Here is a 15326-nt window from a genome sequence, read left to right as displayed (position 1 = left end):
TTTAACTGTGGATTGGACCGTCACCACAAGCCAGCGCTGCCTCGCGCACTGCTTCCGAATATGTCGGGTGGGCATGGCAGGTCAGCGCCAGGTCTTCCGCTGATGCGCCGAATTCCATCGCCACGCAGACTTCATGGATCAAATCGCCTGCTGCAGGACCGATGATATGAGCCCCCAAGATGCGGTCCGTGTCCTTGTCGGCCAGGATCTTCACAAAGCCATCGGCGGCAAAGTTCGCCTTGGCGCGCCCGTTGCCCATGAACATGAACTTGCCGACTTTGTAGTTGCGGCCCTGTGCTTTCAGCGTCTCTTCGGTTTCACCCACATTGGCCACTTCGGGCCAAGTGTAGATCACGCCGGGAATGACGCCATAGTTCACGTGGCCATGCTTGCCCGCGACCTGTTCAGCAGCGGCCATGCCCTCATCCTCGGCCTTGTGGGCCAGCATCGGGCCTTCGGTCACGTCGCCGATGGCGTAGACTCCCGGTACGTTTGTCTGCCAGTCGCTGCCAACTTTGATCTGACCGCGCGGTGTCATTTCGACCCCCAGAGCCTCCAGTCCCAAACCGTCAGAGAACGGCTTGCGCCCGGTGGCGACCAACACGGTATCCGCGTCGATCACATGCTCGCTGTCGTCTTTCAGAAGTTTATAGGTGACCTTGGCCTTGGTTTTGGTCGCTTCGGTCTTTTGCACCGCTGCGCCCATCACAAACTTCAAGCCCTGTTTCTTGAGAATGCGCTGGAAAGTCTTCTGAACCTCGGGGTCCATGCCCGGTGTGATTTCCTTGAGGAACTCAATCACCGTCACTTCGGCCCCCAATCGCTGATAAACCGAGCCAAGTTCCAACCCGATCACACCGGCACCAATCACGACCATCTTCTTAGGAATCTTGCCAAGTGACAGCGCACCAGTCGAGGTCACGACAACCTTTTCGTCAACGTCTACACCAGGCAGCGAGGACGGTTCAGACCCCGAGGCAATGATGATGTTCTTGGCCGTGTGAACCTCATCGCCCACCTTGACCTGACCGGCAGCAGGGATCGAGCCCCAGCCCTTTAGCCAGTCGATCTTGTTCTTTTTGAACAGGAACTCGATGCCCTTGGTGTTCCCTTCGATGGTTTCTTCCTTGTAGGCCTGCATCTGTTTCCAGTCGACCGAGGGGCTTTTGCCCTTGAGGCCCATTTTGGCAAAGTTATGCTCGGCCTCATGCAATTGATGTGAAGCGTGCAGCAGCGCCTTTGACGGGATACAACCCACGTTCAGACAGGTGCCTCCCAGGGTTTCACGCCCTTCGACAACGGCGGTTTTCAGGCCCAGCTGGGCGCAGCGGATAGCGCAGACATAGCCGCCTGGGCCGGCGCCGATTACGATGACGTCATAGTTTGCCATTATACTCTCCTAAGTCGACCGGATGGGCCGGTGGCTGCATGATCCAAACTGGTTGGATCATGCTGTGCTTACTTCAAACCGGTTCCAGCAGCTTGATCGTGATATGGGCGATGCCGCCCCGTTCATGGTGCATCGCCAATTCCTCAGATCCGAAAAAGGCGCGGGCCTTGTCCAGGTTCGTAACCTCGAACATGGCAATGGCATGGTCGGCCTGATCCGGGTCACGCCAGACGTGCAAGTCGCGGATACCCGCAGCCTTGCGCATTGGCGTATCCTCACGAAACACTTTCAGCCAGGCATCGAAATCGGCCACATCGGCCTGCCACAATACATGCGTTGCCATAATTACAGATCCATCAGCAGGCGGCGCGGATCTTCCAGCGCCTCTTTTACACGAACAAGGAAGGTCACGGCGCCTTTGCCGTCAACGATCCGGTGGTCATAGGACAGGGCCAGATACATCATCGGACGGATCACGACCTGACCGTTGATTGCCATCGGACGGTCCTGAATCTTGTGCATGCCCAGGATACCCGATTGCGGCGGGTTCAAGATCGGCGAGGACATTAGCGAGCCATAGACACCGCCATTCGAGATGGTGAAGGTGCCGCCCTGCATCTCTTCCATTGACAGCTTGCCATCACGGGCGCGCTTGCCTTTTTCGGCGATGGCTTTTTCGATCTGGGCAAAGGACATCGAATCCGCGTCGCGGATAACCGGAACCACAAGACCGGTCGGCGTTCCGGCGGCAACGCCCATATGGACAAAGTTCTTGTAGACGATGTCGGTGCCGTCGATTTCCGCATTCACCTCGGGCACTTCTTTCAGCGCGTGGCAGCAGGCCTTGGTGAAGAAAGACATAAAGCCCAGACGCACGCCGTGCTTCTTTTCGAACTGGTCCTTGTACTGATTGCGCAGGGCCATCACCTCGGTCATGTCCACCTCGTTATAGGTGGTCAGCATGGCGGCGGTGTTCTGGCTGTCTTTCAGTCGCTTGGCGATGGTCTGACGCAGGCGGGTCATCTTGACCCGTTCCTCACGTGCAGCGTCACCAGCAGCGACCGGTGCGCGCGGTGCAGGTGCAGGCGCTGGGGCAGGGGCCGCAGCAGCGGCTGCGGGGGCCGATGCGGCGCGGGCCACGTCCTCTTTCATGATGCGGCCATCGCGGCCAGTGCCAGTGACCTGATCGGCAGACAGACCAGCCTCGGCCATTGCTTTCTCAGCCGAGGGTGCATTGGCCACGTCTTTTCCTGCAGTGGCTGCCGCAGGCGCTGCTGCGGCGGCTGGGGCTGCGGCCGGGGCGGCTCCAGCACCCGAACCCGAAATCACGGCCAGCTTGGCCGAGGCGTCCACGGTGGTGCCTTCGGGCGCTACGATTTCCGCCAGAACACCAGCAGCCGGTGCCGGAACCTCAACCGAGACCTTATCGGTTTCCAATTCGCAGAGCATTTCGTCTTGCGCCACGGCATCGCCAACCTGTTTGAACCAGGTCGAAACGGTAGCCTCGGTCACGGATTCACCCAAAGTGGGCACCATCACATCGACGCTGCCACCACGAGCGGCCGCTGCAGGCGCGGCAGCAGGGGCCGGGGCAGCGGCGGGTGCCGGTGCAGCACCTTCGCCTGCGGTGATGGTGGCCAGCAATGCGTCAACGCCTACGGTTTCACCTTCGGCAGCGACGATTTCGCCCATCACACCGGCAGCGGGGGCTGGAACCTCGACCGTTACCTTGTCGGTTTCAAGCTCACAGAGCATCTCATCCACGGCCACAGCGTCACCAGGTTTCTTGAACCAGGTGGCAACCGTAGCTTCGGTGACGGATTCGCCTAGCGTAGGTACACGAACTTCAATGGTCATCGTTTACTTTCCTTCGAGGCTCAGCGCTTCGTTCACAAGCGCCTCTTGTTGAGCTTTGTGTTGGCTGGCCAGACCCGTCGCGGGCGAAGCCGAGGTTGCGCGGCCGACATAAATCGGCCTTGTGTGTTTGGCGCCGATGCGGGTCAACACCCATTCGATATTGGGTTCGATAAAGGTCCAGGCGCCCTGGTTCTTGGGTTCTTCCTGACACCAGACCATCTCGGCCCCTTTGAAACGCTCAAGCTCATTGATCAGCGAGTGGGCGGGGAAGGGGTAGAACTGCTCGATCCGCATCAGATAGACGTCGTCGATCCCGCGGGCGTCGCGTTCTTCCAGCAGGTCATAGTAGACCTTGCCCGAGCACATCACGACCCGCTTGATCTTGTCATCCTTGACCAGCTTGGTGTCCGAATTGCCGTGTTGTGCATCATCCCACAGCACCCGGTGGAAGCTTGAGCCTGTGGTGAATTCGTCGGCAGTGCTGACCGCCAGCTTGTGGCGCAGCAGCGATTTCGGCGTCACCAGGATCAGCGGTTTGCGGAAGGTGCGGTGCAACTGACGGCGCAGGATGTGGAAGTAGTTCGCAGGCGTCGTACAATTCGCCACGATCCAGTTATCCTGGCCGCACATCTGCAGGAACCGCTCAAGCCGTGCGGATGAGTGTTCGGGCCCTTGCCCTTCAAACCCGTGCGGCAGCAGGCAGACCAGACCGGACATGCGCAGCCATTTGCTTTCGCCCGAGCTGATGAACTGATCGAACATGATCTGCGCACCGTTGGCAAAGTCTCCGAACTGCGCTTCCCACAGGGTTAGTGCGTTCGGTTCGGCCAATGAAAACCCGTATTCGAAACCCAGTACAGCGTATTCGCTGAGCATCGAGTCGATCACTTCGTATTTCGACTGGCCTGCACGGATGTTGTTCAGCGGGTAGTACCGCTCTTCGCTTTCCTGATGCACAAAGCCTGAGTGACGTTGACTAAAGGTGCCGCGTGTCGCGTCCTGACCGGACAGGCGCACCGGGAACCCTTCGGTCAGCAACGAGCCAAAGGCCAGCGCCTCGCCCGTGGCCCAGTCAAAGCCCTTGCCGCTGTCGAACATGTTCTTCTTGTGATCCAGCAACCGCCCGACGGTCTTGTGCAGGGCAACGTCGGCGGGTGCATGCGTTAGGGCCTTGCCGATCTCGACCAGAGTGTCCGGCGTGATCGCGGTTTCGCCGCGCACGTACTCCTCTTTGTTCTTGTCCAGATGTGACCAGCGCCCGTCCAGCCAGTCAGCCTTGTTGGGTTTATAGTCTTTGCCCGCGTCGAACTCATCGTTCAGATGCGCCTGAAAGGCGGCTTTCATATCCTCGATCTCACCCTCGGGGATCAGGCCGTCCTTGACCAAACGCTCGGTGTACAGCGACAGCGTGGTCTTATGGGTTTTGATCTTCTTATACATGATCGGATTGGTGAACATGGGCTCGTCGCCCTCATTGTGACCAAACCGGCGATAGCAGAAGATGTCGATCACGACGTCTTTGTGGAACTTCTGGCGGAACTCGGTTGCGACCTTGGCGGCGTGCACGACGGCCTCTGGGTCGTCACCGTTCACGTGGAAGATTGGTGCTTCGACCATCAGCGCAATATCCGTGGGATATGGGCTGGAGCGTGAGAAGTGCGGAGCGGTGGTGAAACCGATTTGGTTATTGACCACGATGTGCATGGTGCCGCCGGTCTTGTGCCCGCGCAGACCCGACAGGCCAAAGCCTTCGGCCACAACACCCTGACCGGCGAACGCCGCGTCGCCGTGCAGCAGGATGCCCATCACAGTCGTGCGGTCATCGTCTTTCAACTGGTCTTGCTTGGCGCGGACCTTGCCCAGCACCACCGGGTTCACCGCCTCAAGGTGCGAGGGGTTCGCGGTCAGTGACAGGTGGACCGAGTTGCCATCAAACTCACGGTCGCTGGAGGCGCCGAGGTGATATTTCACGTCGCCCGAACCATCCACGTCTTCGGGCTTGAAGCTGCCCCCCTGGAATTCGTTGAAGATCGCGCGATAGGGCTTGCGCATCACGTTGGCCAGAATGTTCAGGCGGCCCCGGTGCGGCATGCCGATCACGATGTCCCGAACGCCCAAGGCGCCACCGCGTTTGATGATCTGCTCCATCGCCGGGATCAGGGCCTCGCCGCCGTCCAGACCGAAGCGCTTGGTGCCCATGTATTTGACGTGCAGGAATTTCTCAAAACCTTCGGCCTCGACCATCTTGTTCAGGATCGCCTTGCGGCCCTCCTTGGTGAAGGCGATTTCCTTGCCATAGCCTTCGATCCGTTCCTTCAGCCACGCGGCCTGTTCGGGATCAGAGATATGCATGTATTGCAGCGCGAAGGTGCCGCAATAGGTGCGTTTTACGATCTCAACGATCTGGCGCATGCTTGCCATCTGCAGGCCAAGCACGTTGTCGATAAAGATCGGCCGGTCCATGTCGGCCTCGGTGAAGCCATAGGTTTTGGGGTCCAGCTCGGGGTGTGTACTGGCCGTGCGCATGCCCAGCGGGTCCAGATTGGCGGCCAGATGGCCCCGGATACGGTAGGCCCGGATCAGCATCAGCGCCCGCAGGCTGTCCAGCACCGCGCGCTTGATCTGATCGTCGCTGACGGCAACGCCCTTGTCCGCAGCCTTTTCCTTGATCTTTTGGCCAGCTGCCTTGGCGTCGATCTCGGCCCATTCGCCGGTTAGCGCGCCGGTTAGGTCATCGGCTGGCATCGGCGGCCAGTCGGTGCGCGCCCATGACGGCCCCTCGGCCTCACGCTGCACGTCCGGCGTGGCGTCACCCATGGCCTTGAAGAACTCGGCCCAGGCGGCATCCACCGCGCCGGGATTCTTGGTGTACTGGGCATAAAGCTGTTCCAGATACTCGGCATTGTGCCCCTGCATAAAGCTAGAGGCGTGAAATGCGGAATTGGGCGTATGTTCGGTCATGTGCGAACCTCGAATGGGCTGGCGGTTTCGGTTTTGGTCTCAGTGCTGCGGGCTGTCGGGGTAGCCCAGCTTGTCAAACACCCAGGCCATGTTTCGTCGGACAGTATCGATCGTTTCGGTGTCATAATACTCTGGCACAGGTATTCCTTTTCGTCGTTCCTTCATCGATTTGTCATGCCCCAGGTTAAAACTGTTTTCCGGCAAGCCAAAATCAGCGAAAACACCGTTCAGGTCGGCAACCAGATGCTCCTTTCGAATAAAGCGATCCACGATCAAAATGTTGTCGATCGAGACAATCTTCCAATCGATGGACCAGGTTCCCGACAAGATGAACGATTTGAACTGCTCAAATTCCGTTTTCGGATCTTCCGAGGGCAGGTTCTGCAGGTATTTCATGAAGTGAAACTGAGACACCGCCCGGTCAAAGGGATCGCGGACATTTGCGATTTTGGTGTACTCGTCGAATGTTTCGGCCCCAAGGTTCTCTTTGACTTCCCAGGCCGGCATGTGGTTGCGCCATGGGTATTTGTGCTTGCGCCAGAACTGCCAATCCGGATGCGGTTCACGCCGCCCAGGCCCCCGTGCCCCGACGATCCCGTATTTTGAGATCCTGACTTTGCCGTTTTCCAGTTCCCCCAGACCCGGCTTTTCGCAAAGCGGCTGAAGGACCTTTTCCGTCGACGTGCCAGCCGTCTTAGTAGTCTTGAGGTAGATGAATTTATGCTTGTGGCACACCAGAACCATTTCAGCGGTCCTTTCCGGAAGACGATGGCCGCGACCATTTATGAATACCAAGCCCGTTCACTGGGGCACCTCAATTGGATTGGGGCCGTATTTATTGACACCTGGCTGGCTTGGGCGGGTCAGCCACCACAACACCAGAAGAGGAGACACAAACAGAACGATCAACGTTGGAACAACAATCAGAAGCGTGGCGCGGGTAAACAGTATGTCCAGGTTGCCGCCGTGCTGAAAATGCGACGCAAGACCGATACCAAAGATCAGAACCGCAAAGGCCCCGAGGATCAGCAGGATCGGCAGCAATGCGTATAGCCCGCTGCGCCCTGTATCATGCATCCGCCGCCAAGCGACCGCCAGATGCGGGAAGAAAACGATCAGGCTAACGATGCTTTGCACCGGTGCCGAAGACGTGGCGGTGACAGATTTGGATGTTTCAGTTTCAGTCACAGCAACCTGAGTGAAGAACTGTGCATCAATGATCCCGGCGATGATACTCCAGATCACGATGAACAGGAAAAAGAACCAATATTCAGACCGCGATGCACGACCCGAGAAGGTGAAGAACTTGGAGAAACAGGTGCGGATGGCGTCAGAGAAGGTCATGGGTTTACCTCACTGAGGCTTAGTGGGAGAGATACTGATGACTGCCGGTGGCAGAGCATCGAAGATTTGCGGATCGAATGTTCTTCTGGATTCGGGGAGCTCGATTGTCGTCGACGAATAGAGCGTTCTGAGTGTCGGTTCGTCCAGATTGGCGGCAAAGATCTTTGCGTTTCCCACCGTTCCAAACAAGGCTGTCACGCCGTCCCGGTTGCTCTTTGGCATGTCCTCGGGCCATTTTTCTGCAAAACTGTCGAACTGTGTTACGGCGTCAAGGATGGTGCTGGTTCCCGCCATGATGCAATAACCCTTACCGAGGCTTACGCCGAGAACTGCCAGTTGGTACTCGCCTTTGCTATATGCGGGCTGGTTCGGAGGCAGCGCAGAGTTGCCCAGAATTGAGGCGGCCATGAAGTCAGCATTTACAATCAAATAACCAAGCTGCGTGCCAAGGTTGTCGCTATTTGCCATTAGCTCGAGGGCTTCATCGCCAAAGACTGTGAAGTCCCGCGCAAACAACGACCAGAACAGTACGTTCAAACTCGTTTGCGGTGTATCAGCAGCCTGCCAGCCGAGATTTTTCAACTCGTCATCAACCGCCGCAACGTTGTTTCCGAGGTCAGAACACAGGCTCAATACATCGCGGACGGTTTCCGGTTCACCGGATGCATATACGGGGCTGCACAGAGTGCTTAGCGCGACGAATACTGCACCCGCCCGGCGGCATTGCCGGGCAGCGCCCGACCGCCCCCATGGGCGGGCGCTTTGCGCCCACCCGCGGCCGGGCGCTGCCCTCAGAGCTATGTCCCGGTCCTTGAGCATCTTACCCAATCGCTTCCAGCACCGCCTCACCCAGTTGCGCCGGGCTTTCGGCCACGACGATACCGGCCGAGCGCATGGCTTCGATCTTGTCCTCAGCTCCACCTTTGCCGCCGGCGACGATTGCGCCCGCGTGGCCCATGCGGCGGCCCGGAGGGGCCGTACGGCCTGCGATGAAACCTGCGGTTGGCTTTTTGCGGCCCTTCTTGGCCTCATCCGCCAGGAACTGCGCGGCTTCTTCCTCGGCTGAGCCACCGATCTCACCGATCATAATGATCGACTCGGTTTCGTCATCGGCCAGGAACCATTCCAGCACGTCGATATGCTCGGTGCCTTTGATCGGGTCGCCGCCGATGCCCACGCAGGTGGACTGGCCCAGACCTACATCGGTGGTCTGCTTGACGGCCTCATAGGTAAGGGTGCCCGAACGGGACACAACGCCGACCGAACCGCGCTTGTGGATGTGACCGGGCATGATGCCGATCTTGCAGGCATCCGGCGTAATCACACCGGGGCAGTTCGGGCCGATCAGGCGCGAGCTTGAGCCTTCCAGCGCGCGCTTCACCTTCATCATGTCCAGAACCGGGATGCCTTCTGTGATGCAGACGATCACTTCCATCTCGGCATCAATCGCTTCGAGGATCGAGTCCGCCGCGAAGGGCGGCGGTACATAGATCACGCTGGCATTGGCTTCGGTCACATGCTTGGCCTCGTGGACCGAGTTGAAAACGGGCAGGTCAAGATGGGTCATCCCGCCTTTACCGGGGGTCACGCCGCCGACCATCTTGGTGCCATAGGCGATGGCCTGTTCGCTGTGAAATGTGCCCTGCGAGCCGGTAAAGCCCTGACAGATCACTTTGGTATTTTCATCGATGAGGACTGCCATTTCGTGGCCTCCATAGTGATTAATGTTAGCGCGCTAGATGTTTTGATCACCAGCGCTGCGAGTCTCGTTTTGGTCGGGATCAGAACCGCGTCGTGCCAAGGCGTCGATGACCTGGTCTCGGGACCAAATCCCCAAAGACCGTTGTTTCTGACCTTCTCGCGTCAGCATAAACTCGGGGTCCAGGTTGATTTCGCCCGTTTCACTGACGGTCTCGATCGGTTCTGAAAAGTTGAAGGGTGCAACGCACGGGTTGAACCGTTTGAAACCTCCGTTTCTTGGCAGTCTGGGGTTTTGGGGGATGTAATGCCGCGTCGTCAGCAAATACGGGATTCCGCTTGCGACGAAGTTTTCAAAAAAGGCCCACCGCAACCACCATTTTAGATGAAAAAGACAGTCGCGGCACATCATCATGTCCGCCTTTGGCAGAGTGTCTGATGTGATGTCGAGGTGCATGAACTCGCGTCCCGGAGCAGCATGCTGCTGTTTGACCTCTTCCAGAACCTCCAGCGAAATGTCCCCGCCGACATATTGAATGCCGGTCAGGTCCACATGTTGCATCCAGGTCCAATCACCACATGGCGCGTCAAGAAACGTTTTGACATTGTACTCGTCAAAAATACGCGGAAGCGCATCACGCAACGGTCGGGTCGCCGCAAGGGTCGACCCATGCCCCGAGCGCGGTCCGTTGCGGCGTCCGGACCAGCTCAGCGTTTCAAAAGTGTCTCTCAAACCACTGCGCATAGCGGTTCTCCGTTTGGTTTAAGGTTCGATGAGCTGTGGCGATTACCCCTTAACCGCCTTCACGATCTTCTCGGCACCGTCTTTCAGGTTGTCCGCCGCGATCACGTCCAGGCCTGAGGTGTTGATGATCTCTTTGCCTTTCTCGACATTCGTGCCTTCCAGACGCACGACCAGCGGAACCTGCAGGCCGACCTCTTTCACCGCGGCGACAACGCCCTCGGCAATCACATCACAGCGCATGATGCCGCCGAAGATGTTGACCAGAATGCCTTTGACCTGCGGGTCCGAGGTGATGATCTTGAACGCCTCGGTCACTTTCTCTTTGGTGGCACCACCACCAACGTCCAGGAAGTTGGCAGGCTCAGCCCCGTACAGCTTGATGATGTCCATCGTCGCCATCGCCAAACCGGCGCCGTTGACCATGCAGCCAATCTCACCGTCCAACGCGATGTAGTTCAGGTCGTATTTCGAGGCTTCGAGTTCCTTGGGGTCTTCCTCGGTCGTGTCGCGCAGTTCGGCGATGTCGGGGTGGCGGTAGACCGCGTTGCCGTCAAATCCGACCTTGGCGTCCAGCACCTTGAGGTCGCCGCTGTCGGACACGATCAGCGGGTTGATCTCCAGCATCTCCATGTCCTTCTCGACGAAAGCGTTATAGAGCTGACCCATCAGCTTGACGCATTGCTTGACCTGAGCGCCTTCCAGACCCAGCGAGAAGGCGATGCGACGGCCGTGATAGGGCTGATAGCCGGTTGCAGGGTCAACCGAGAAGGACAGGATTTTCTCGGGCGTGGCTGCGGCCACTTCTTCGATGTCCATGCCGCCTTCGGTCGAACAGACGAAGGAAATGCGGCTGGTCTGGCGATCCACCAGCAGGGCCAGGTACAGTTCACGCTCGATGCCGGAACCGGCTTCGATATAAATGCGGTTAACCTGTTTGCCCGCCGGGCCGGTCTGATGCGTAACCAGCGTGCGGCCTAGCATCTTCTTGGCTTCTTCGGCGGCTTCTTCCACCGATTTGGTCAGACGCACACCGCCTTTTTCACCGGCATCGGCCTCTTTGAAGCTACCTTTGCCGCGTCCACCTGCGTGGATTTGCGCTTTGACAACCCAAAGCGGGCCGTCCAGTTCACCGGCTGCGGTTTTGGCTTCCTCGGCGCGCAGAACCGCGCGTCCCTCGGAGACCGGAGCGCCATAGCTGCGAAGAAGAGCTTTGGCCTGATATTCGTGAATGTTCATCAACACTGTCCCGTCTGACTACGATTACCCCGTTATAGAGGGCTGTAGAGCGCAAATATAAAGGCTTTTTTGATGGCGAAGAGCTTTTTAGCGAAGATTTTTGTTATTTGTGATCACAGTTTTTTGGGGTGTGATCACAATTCATTCTCGGGCAGTTACTTGATTCGAATCTGAAACCAAACCTGCCAAAAACACATTCAAAAACAAAATTTAAAACGTTTGCGCCAACATTTTCGGTAGCTCCATTCGGACTTGGGCAAACGGGCAATAGAAAAGCCGGACCTGAAAAGGACCGGCTTTCAGAATTCTCACAGAAGGGATCAGGCCAGCGAGCTGTCGATGCCTTTGCACGCCTCGATCAGGCCCTTCACCGCGTTGACCGAATTGTCGAAACCAGCCTGCTCTTCTTCGTTCAAGTTGATGTCGACGATCCTTTCAATACCGCCCGCGCCGATCACGGTGGGTACGCCCACGTACAGGCCGCTGACGCCCAGCTCACCTTCGCAATAGGCTGCGCAGGGCAGGACGCGCTTTTGGTCTTTCAGATAGGCTTCGGCCATTTCGATTGCCGACGTGGCCGGTGCGTAGAAGGCCGAACCGGTTTTCAGCAGGCCAACAATTTCGGCACCGCCGTCACGGGTGCGCTGTACGATAGCGTCCAGCTTGTCTTGCGTGGTCCAGCCCATTTCGACCAGATCGGGCAGCGGGATACCAGCGACGGTCGAGTAACGGACCGACGGCACCATAGTGTCGCCATGGCCGCCCAGAACAAACGCGGTGACGTCTTTCATCGAGACGTTGAACTCTTCGGCCAGGAAATGAGCAAAGCGGCCCGAATCCAGAACACCTGCCATACCGCAGACCTTGTTGTGCGGCAGGCCCGAGAATTCACGCAGCGCCCAGACCATCGCGTCCAGCGGGTTGGTGATGCAGATGACGAACGCGTCGGGTGCGTTGGCCGCAATGCCTTCGCCGACAGATTTCATGACTTTCAGGTTGATGCCCAACAGGTCGTCGCGGCTCATGCCTGGCTTGCGAGGGACGCCAGCGGTCACGATGCAGACGTCGGCGCCAGCGATATCTTCGTAGGACTGAGTGCCTTTCAGCTTTGCGTCAAAGCCTTCGGACGGGCCGGATTCAGCGATGTCCAGCGCCTTGCCTTCGGGGGTGCCTTCGGCGATGTCGAACAGGACGACGTCACCCAGTTCTTTCATTGCTGCGAGGTGGGCGAGCGTGCCGCCGATCTGACCTGCGCCGATCAGCGCGATCTTGGGTCTGGCCATTTGGATTATCTCCGGTCGGTTTTGAAATCGCGGTTTTGCTAGTCGTTAAATGGGTTTCGCGCAAGTACCCTTGGGCGCGGCATGCAACCGCATACCATTTGCACCCGGCCGTGTGATTGCGCTAAACGGCCTTTTAGACAGGCCAATTTGCAGGACGCCACATGTTCGAATTGAACTTGATGTTTTTTGCCGTGGCGATCCCTGCGGTGGTCTTTGCCGGAATCTCGAAGGGCGGGTTCGGGTCAGGTGTGGCCTTTGCATCCTCGTCGATTCTGGCCCTGATCTTGGAACCGGGGCAGGCGCTTGCACTGATGTTGCCGATCTTGATGGTGATCGATGTAGCCACCCTTGGCCCTTATTGGAAACGCTGGAGCTGGCCGGATTCACGCCTGTTAATACTGGGCGCTGTGCCGGGGGTTGCGCTGGGGGCGTGGTTGTATCGCGCCACAAATGATGACCTGCTGCGATTGCTTATCGGCGGAATTTCTGTCGGATTTGTGATTTGGCATTTCTCGCAGACCAAAGGCTGGGTGCGCGGCTTTGCCAATCGCCTGCCGCCACCTGCGGGTTTGTTTGCGGGGTTGATTGCCGGGTTTACCAGTTTCGTAAGCCACGCCGGAGGGCCTCCGGCCGCCGTTTACCTATTGTCGCAGCGTCTGACGAAGACTCAGTTTCAAGCCTCAACCGTGCTGGTTTTCTGGGTCATCAATATCGCGAAGTTTGTGCCTTATGCATATCTGGGGCTGTTCACCTGGCACACCGCATGGGTTGACCTGCTGCTGACGCCCTTTGCTATTCTGGGTGCTTGGCTGGGCGTCCGGGCGCATTTCATGCTGTCCGAGCGCCTGTTCTTTGGCATCGCTTATGTGCTGCTGACATTGACCGGCAGCAAGCTGATCTGGGACGCGTTGACCTAGACGTTGGGCGGCAGCGCCTCGGCCATATCATCATAGGCCTGGCCCGAGGCGACCAGGCAAGTTATCCCGTCTGGCAATGTCACCGTGATCGTCCAGCTGCCGCTTTGATCCGAAGCGTAAACCTCCATCACGGTCCCTTGCCGCGCGACGCCGATACTGCGGCGTGTTTCGCCGTAGGTCTCGGTCAGGCGCTTCACTATGTCCTCGCGCGGGGCACAGGTGCGGGCCTGCACCTGTTGTGCGGCCAGAACCATGATCCCAAGGCCCATCGTCATCTTGAACAACGTCGTTTTCATCAGTCACCCCTTTCGATTCCAACGTAATCAGGGTGCGTCCGGCGGGCAGAAATCCGGTTAAAGCTCCGGACGTTGCGTCGTAAATGCTGCAGCGCGGCGATTTTGCCCTTGAACTTTCCGACAAAAAATGCCCCATTCCGCGCAACATTCTTTCAAAGGGAGAGGCAAATGGACCCCCGTCAGCGCCCCTATCGTTCCGTTCTCTATATCCCCGGCTCGCGCGATCGGGCGCTGGACAAGGCCCGCACCCTGCCGGTGGATGCGATCATCTTTGATCTTGAAGACGCCGTTGCCTCCGACGAAAAGGCCAATGCGCGCGAAACTCTCAAGGCGGCGCTGGCTGCTGGCGGGTATGGCGAACGGGTCAGGATCGTGCGCATCAACGGGCTGGATACCGAATGGGGCCGTGCCGACGCCGAAGCCGTACGCGAGATGGACGCGGATGCCGTGTTGTTGCCCAAGGTGGGTTCGGCCGCTGACGTGGACGCGCTGGCCGCGATCACCGGCGACATGCCGATCTGGGCGATGATGGAAACTCCGCAAGGGATGTTGAACGCGGCCGAGATTGCAGCGCATCCGTTGATGGCAGGCTTTGTCATGGGCACCAACGATCTGGCCAAAGATCTGCAAACCCGGTTCCGTCCGGACCGTCTGCCGTTGATGACATCGCTGGGCCTGTGCGTGTTGGCCGCCAAGGCCCATGGGCTGATCATCGTGGATGGTGTCTACAACGCATTCAAGGATGAGGCTGGTCTGGCCGCAGAATGCGAACAAGGCCGTGACATGGGTTTTGACGGCAAGACGCTGATCCACCCGGCGCAGGTCAACATCACCAACGCGGCCTATGCGCCGTCAGAGGCCGAGATCGACTTGGCCCGCCGTCAGATTGCAGCGTTTGAAGAGACCGAGGCACAAGGGCAGGGCGTTGCCGTCGTGGATGGGAAGATCGTTGAAAACCTGCATGTTGTAACAGCCCGCGAAATTCTGGCAAAAGCAGAGGCGATTTCAGCTTTGCAAGCGGGGTAAGCCAGCAATGGGCTTTGTTCTTCTGATCCTTGGGGTGGCGCTGTGGTGGGCCGCTCATCTGTTCCAACGTGTCATGCCGGCGCAGCGCGCGGCGATGGGCAGCGCGGGCAAAGGCGCGGTTGCGCTGGCGCTGGTCGTGGCAATACTGCTGATGATCTTCGGCTATCGCATGACCGATACCGTTTTCGTCTGGGCACCACCATCCTTCATGATCCACATAAACAATCTGTTGGTGTTGATCGCGATCTATATGATGAGTCCCGCAGGCACAAAGGGTCGCCTGTTGAACAAGCTTCGCCACCCAATGCTCGGCGGGTTCAAGCTGTGGGCTTTTGCGCATTTGCTGGTTAACGGCGATTTGGCCTCGATCATTCTGTTCGGCGGGCTGTTGGCCTGGGCTGTTGTCGAGGTCATTGTGATCAACAAGTCCGAGCCCGATTGGACACCCGGTGAACCCGGTACCTATGGCAAGGACGCGATGTTCTTTGTCGCCTCGATCGTGTTGTTGGGTGTGATCGGCTATATTCACGGGCTGCTTGGTCCGTCTCCCTTCCCATCTTAAGGAAATGACAT

The 15326-nt window shown here is 58.2% G+C and carries 15 protein-coding genes; 3 read left to right on the top strand and 12 right to left on the bottom strand.

Features of this window, described 5'->3' with window-relative positions; translation table 11 throughout:
- Nucleotide 1: 1 nt before the first annotated feature.
- The 11 genes from lpdA to mdh form a co-directional block, all read right to left on the bottom strand.
- The gene (lpdA, locus tag ACR0JB_RS12145; protein ID WP_170397157.1) at nucleotides 2-1390 is read right to left on the bottom strand and encodes a dihydrolipoyl dehydrogenase; all 1389 of its coding nucleotides are present in this window, start codon (nucleotides 1388-1390) and stop codon (nucleotides 2-4) included.
- 73 nt (nucleotides 1391-1463) lie between these two features.
- On the bottom strand, nucleotides 1464-1733 hold the full coding sequence (locus ACR0JB_RS12140) for a hypothetical protein (RefSeq protein ID WP_170361376.1): 270 nt from the start codon (nucleotides 1731-1733) through the stop codon (nucleotides 1464-1466).
- A gap of 2 nt (nucleotides 1734-1735) precedes the next feature.
- A complete protein-coding gene (gene odhB, locus ACR0JB_RS12135; protein WP_170397159.1) occupies nucleotides 1736-3247 on the bottom strand; it encodes a 2-oxoglutarate dehydrogenase complex dihydrolipoyllysine-residue succinyltransferase in 1512 nt (503 codons plus the stop codon).
- Between the two features lie 3 nt (nucleotides 3248-3250).
- The gene (locus tag ACR0JB_RS12130) at nucleotides 3251-6208 is read right to left on the bottom strand and encodes a 2-oxoglutarate dehydrogenase E1 component (protein WP_170350633.1); all 2958 of its coding nucleotides are present in this window, start codon (nucleotides 6206-6208) and stop codon (nucleotides 3251-3253) included.
- A 39-nt stretch (nucleotides 6209-6247) separates the two neighbouring features.
- Nucleotides 6248-6952, bottom strand: coding sequence for a sulfotransferase family 2 domain-containing protein (locus tag ACR0JB_RS12125; RefSeq protein ID WP_170397162.1), 705 nt, complete (start codon nucleotides 6950-6952; stop codon nucleotides 6248-6250).
- A gap of 57 nt (nucleotides 6953-7009) precedes the next feature.
- Nucleotides 7010-7552 carry a DUF805 domain-containing protein gene (locus tag ACR0JB_RS12120; RefSeq protein ID WP_170424863.1) on the bottom strand — a complete coding sequence of 181 codons (543 nt, stop codon included), beginning with the start codon at nucleotides 7550-7552 and terminating at the stop codon, nucleotides 7010-7012.
- 9 nt (nucleotides 7553-7561) lie between these two features.
- Nucleotides 7562-8185, bottom strand: a complete 624-nt coding sequence (locus tag ACR0JB_RS12115; RefSeq protein ID WP_170424866.1) for a hypothetical protein — start codon at nucleotides 8183-8185, stop codon at nucleotides 7562-7564.
- 187 nt (nucleotides 8186-8372) lie between these two features.
- Nucleotides 8373-9254, bottom strand: a complete 882-nt coding sequence (sucD, locus tag ACR0JB_RS12110) for a succinate--CoA ligase subunit alpha (RefSeq protein ID WP_170350627.1) — start codon at nucleotides 9252-9254, stop codon at nucleotides 8373-8375.
- Between the two features lie 33 nt (nucleotides 9255-9287).
- A complete protein-coding gene (locus ACR0JB_RS12105; RefSeq protein ID WP_170412706.1) occupies nucleotides 9288-9995 on the bottom strand; it encodes a class I SAM-dependent methyltransferase in 708 nt (235 codons plus the stop codon).
- Nucleotides 9996-10037: 42 nt separating this feature from the next.
- On the bottom strand, nucleotides 10038-11231 hold the full coding sequence (gene sucC / locus ACR0JB_RS12100) for an ADP-forming succinate--CoA ligase subunit beta (protein ID WP_170350625.1): 1194 nt from the start codon (nucleotides 11229-11231) through the stop codon (nucleotides 10038-10040).
- Nucleotides 11232-11551: 320 nt separating this feature from the next.
- Complete coding sequence (mdh, locus tag ACR0JB_RS12095; protein ID WP_170377759.1) at nucleotides 11552-12514, bottom strand: malate dehydrogenase; 963 nt, start codon at nucleotides 12512-12514, stop codon at nucleotides 11552-11554.
- A gap of 161 nt (nucleotides 12515-12675) precedes the next feature.
- On the opposite strand from mdh, the gene ACR0JB_RS12090 reads away from it, so the two are divergent.
- A complete protein-coding gene (locus ACR0JB_RS12090) occupies nucleotides 12676-13431 on the top strand; it encodes a sulfite exporter TauE/SafE family protein (RefSeq protein WP_170377757.1) in 756 nt (251 codons plus the stop codon).
- Here ACR0JB_RS12090 and ACR0JB_RS12085 read toward each other — a convergent pair.
- Nucleotides 13428-13727 (bottom strand): hypothetical protein, encoded by a 300-nt coding sequence (locus ACR0JB_RS12085; RefSeq protein ID WP_170397167.1) that lies wholly within the window; start codon nucleotides 13725-13727, stop codon nucleotides 13428-13430. The genes ACR0JB_RS12090 and ACR0JB_RS12085 overlap by 4 nt on opposite strands.
- A gap of 168 nt (nucleotides 13728-13895) precedes the next feature.
- On the opposite strand from ACR0JB_RS12085, the gene ACR0JB_RS12080 reads away from it, so the two are divergent.
- Both ACR0JB_RS12080 and ACR0JB_RS12075 read left to right on the top strand, forming a co-directional pair.
- Nucleotides 13896-14753 (top strand): HpcH/HpaI aldolase/citrate lyase family protein, encoded by an 858-nt coding sequence (locus ACR0JB_RS12080; protein WP_170506898.1) that lies wholly within the window; start codon nucleotides 13896-13898, stop codon nucleotides 14751-14753.
- Between the two features lie 7 nt (nucleotides 14754-14760).
- Nucleotides 14761-15315, top strand: coding sequence for an NnrU family protein (locus tag ACR0JB_RS12075; RefSeq protein WP_480789952.1), 555 nt, complete (start codon nucleotides 14761-14763; stop codon nucleotides 15313-15315).
- The last annotated feature ends 11 nt before the right edge of the window (nucleotides 15316-15326 follow it).

It is taken from the genome of Ruegeria sp. BI7, assembly GCF_056537925.1.
The sequence above is the reverse complement of the archived record's forward strand: the minus strand, read 5'-3'. Positions and strand labels throughout refer to the sequence as shown.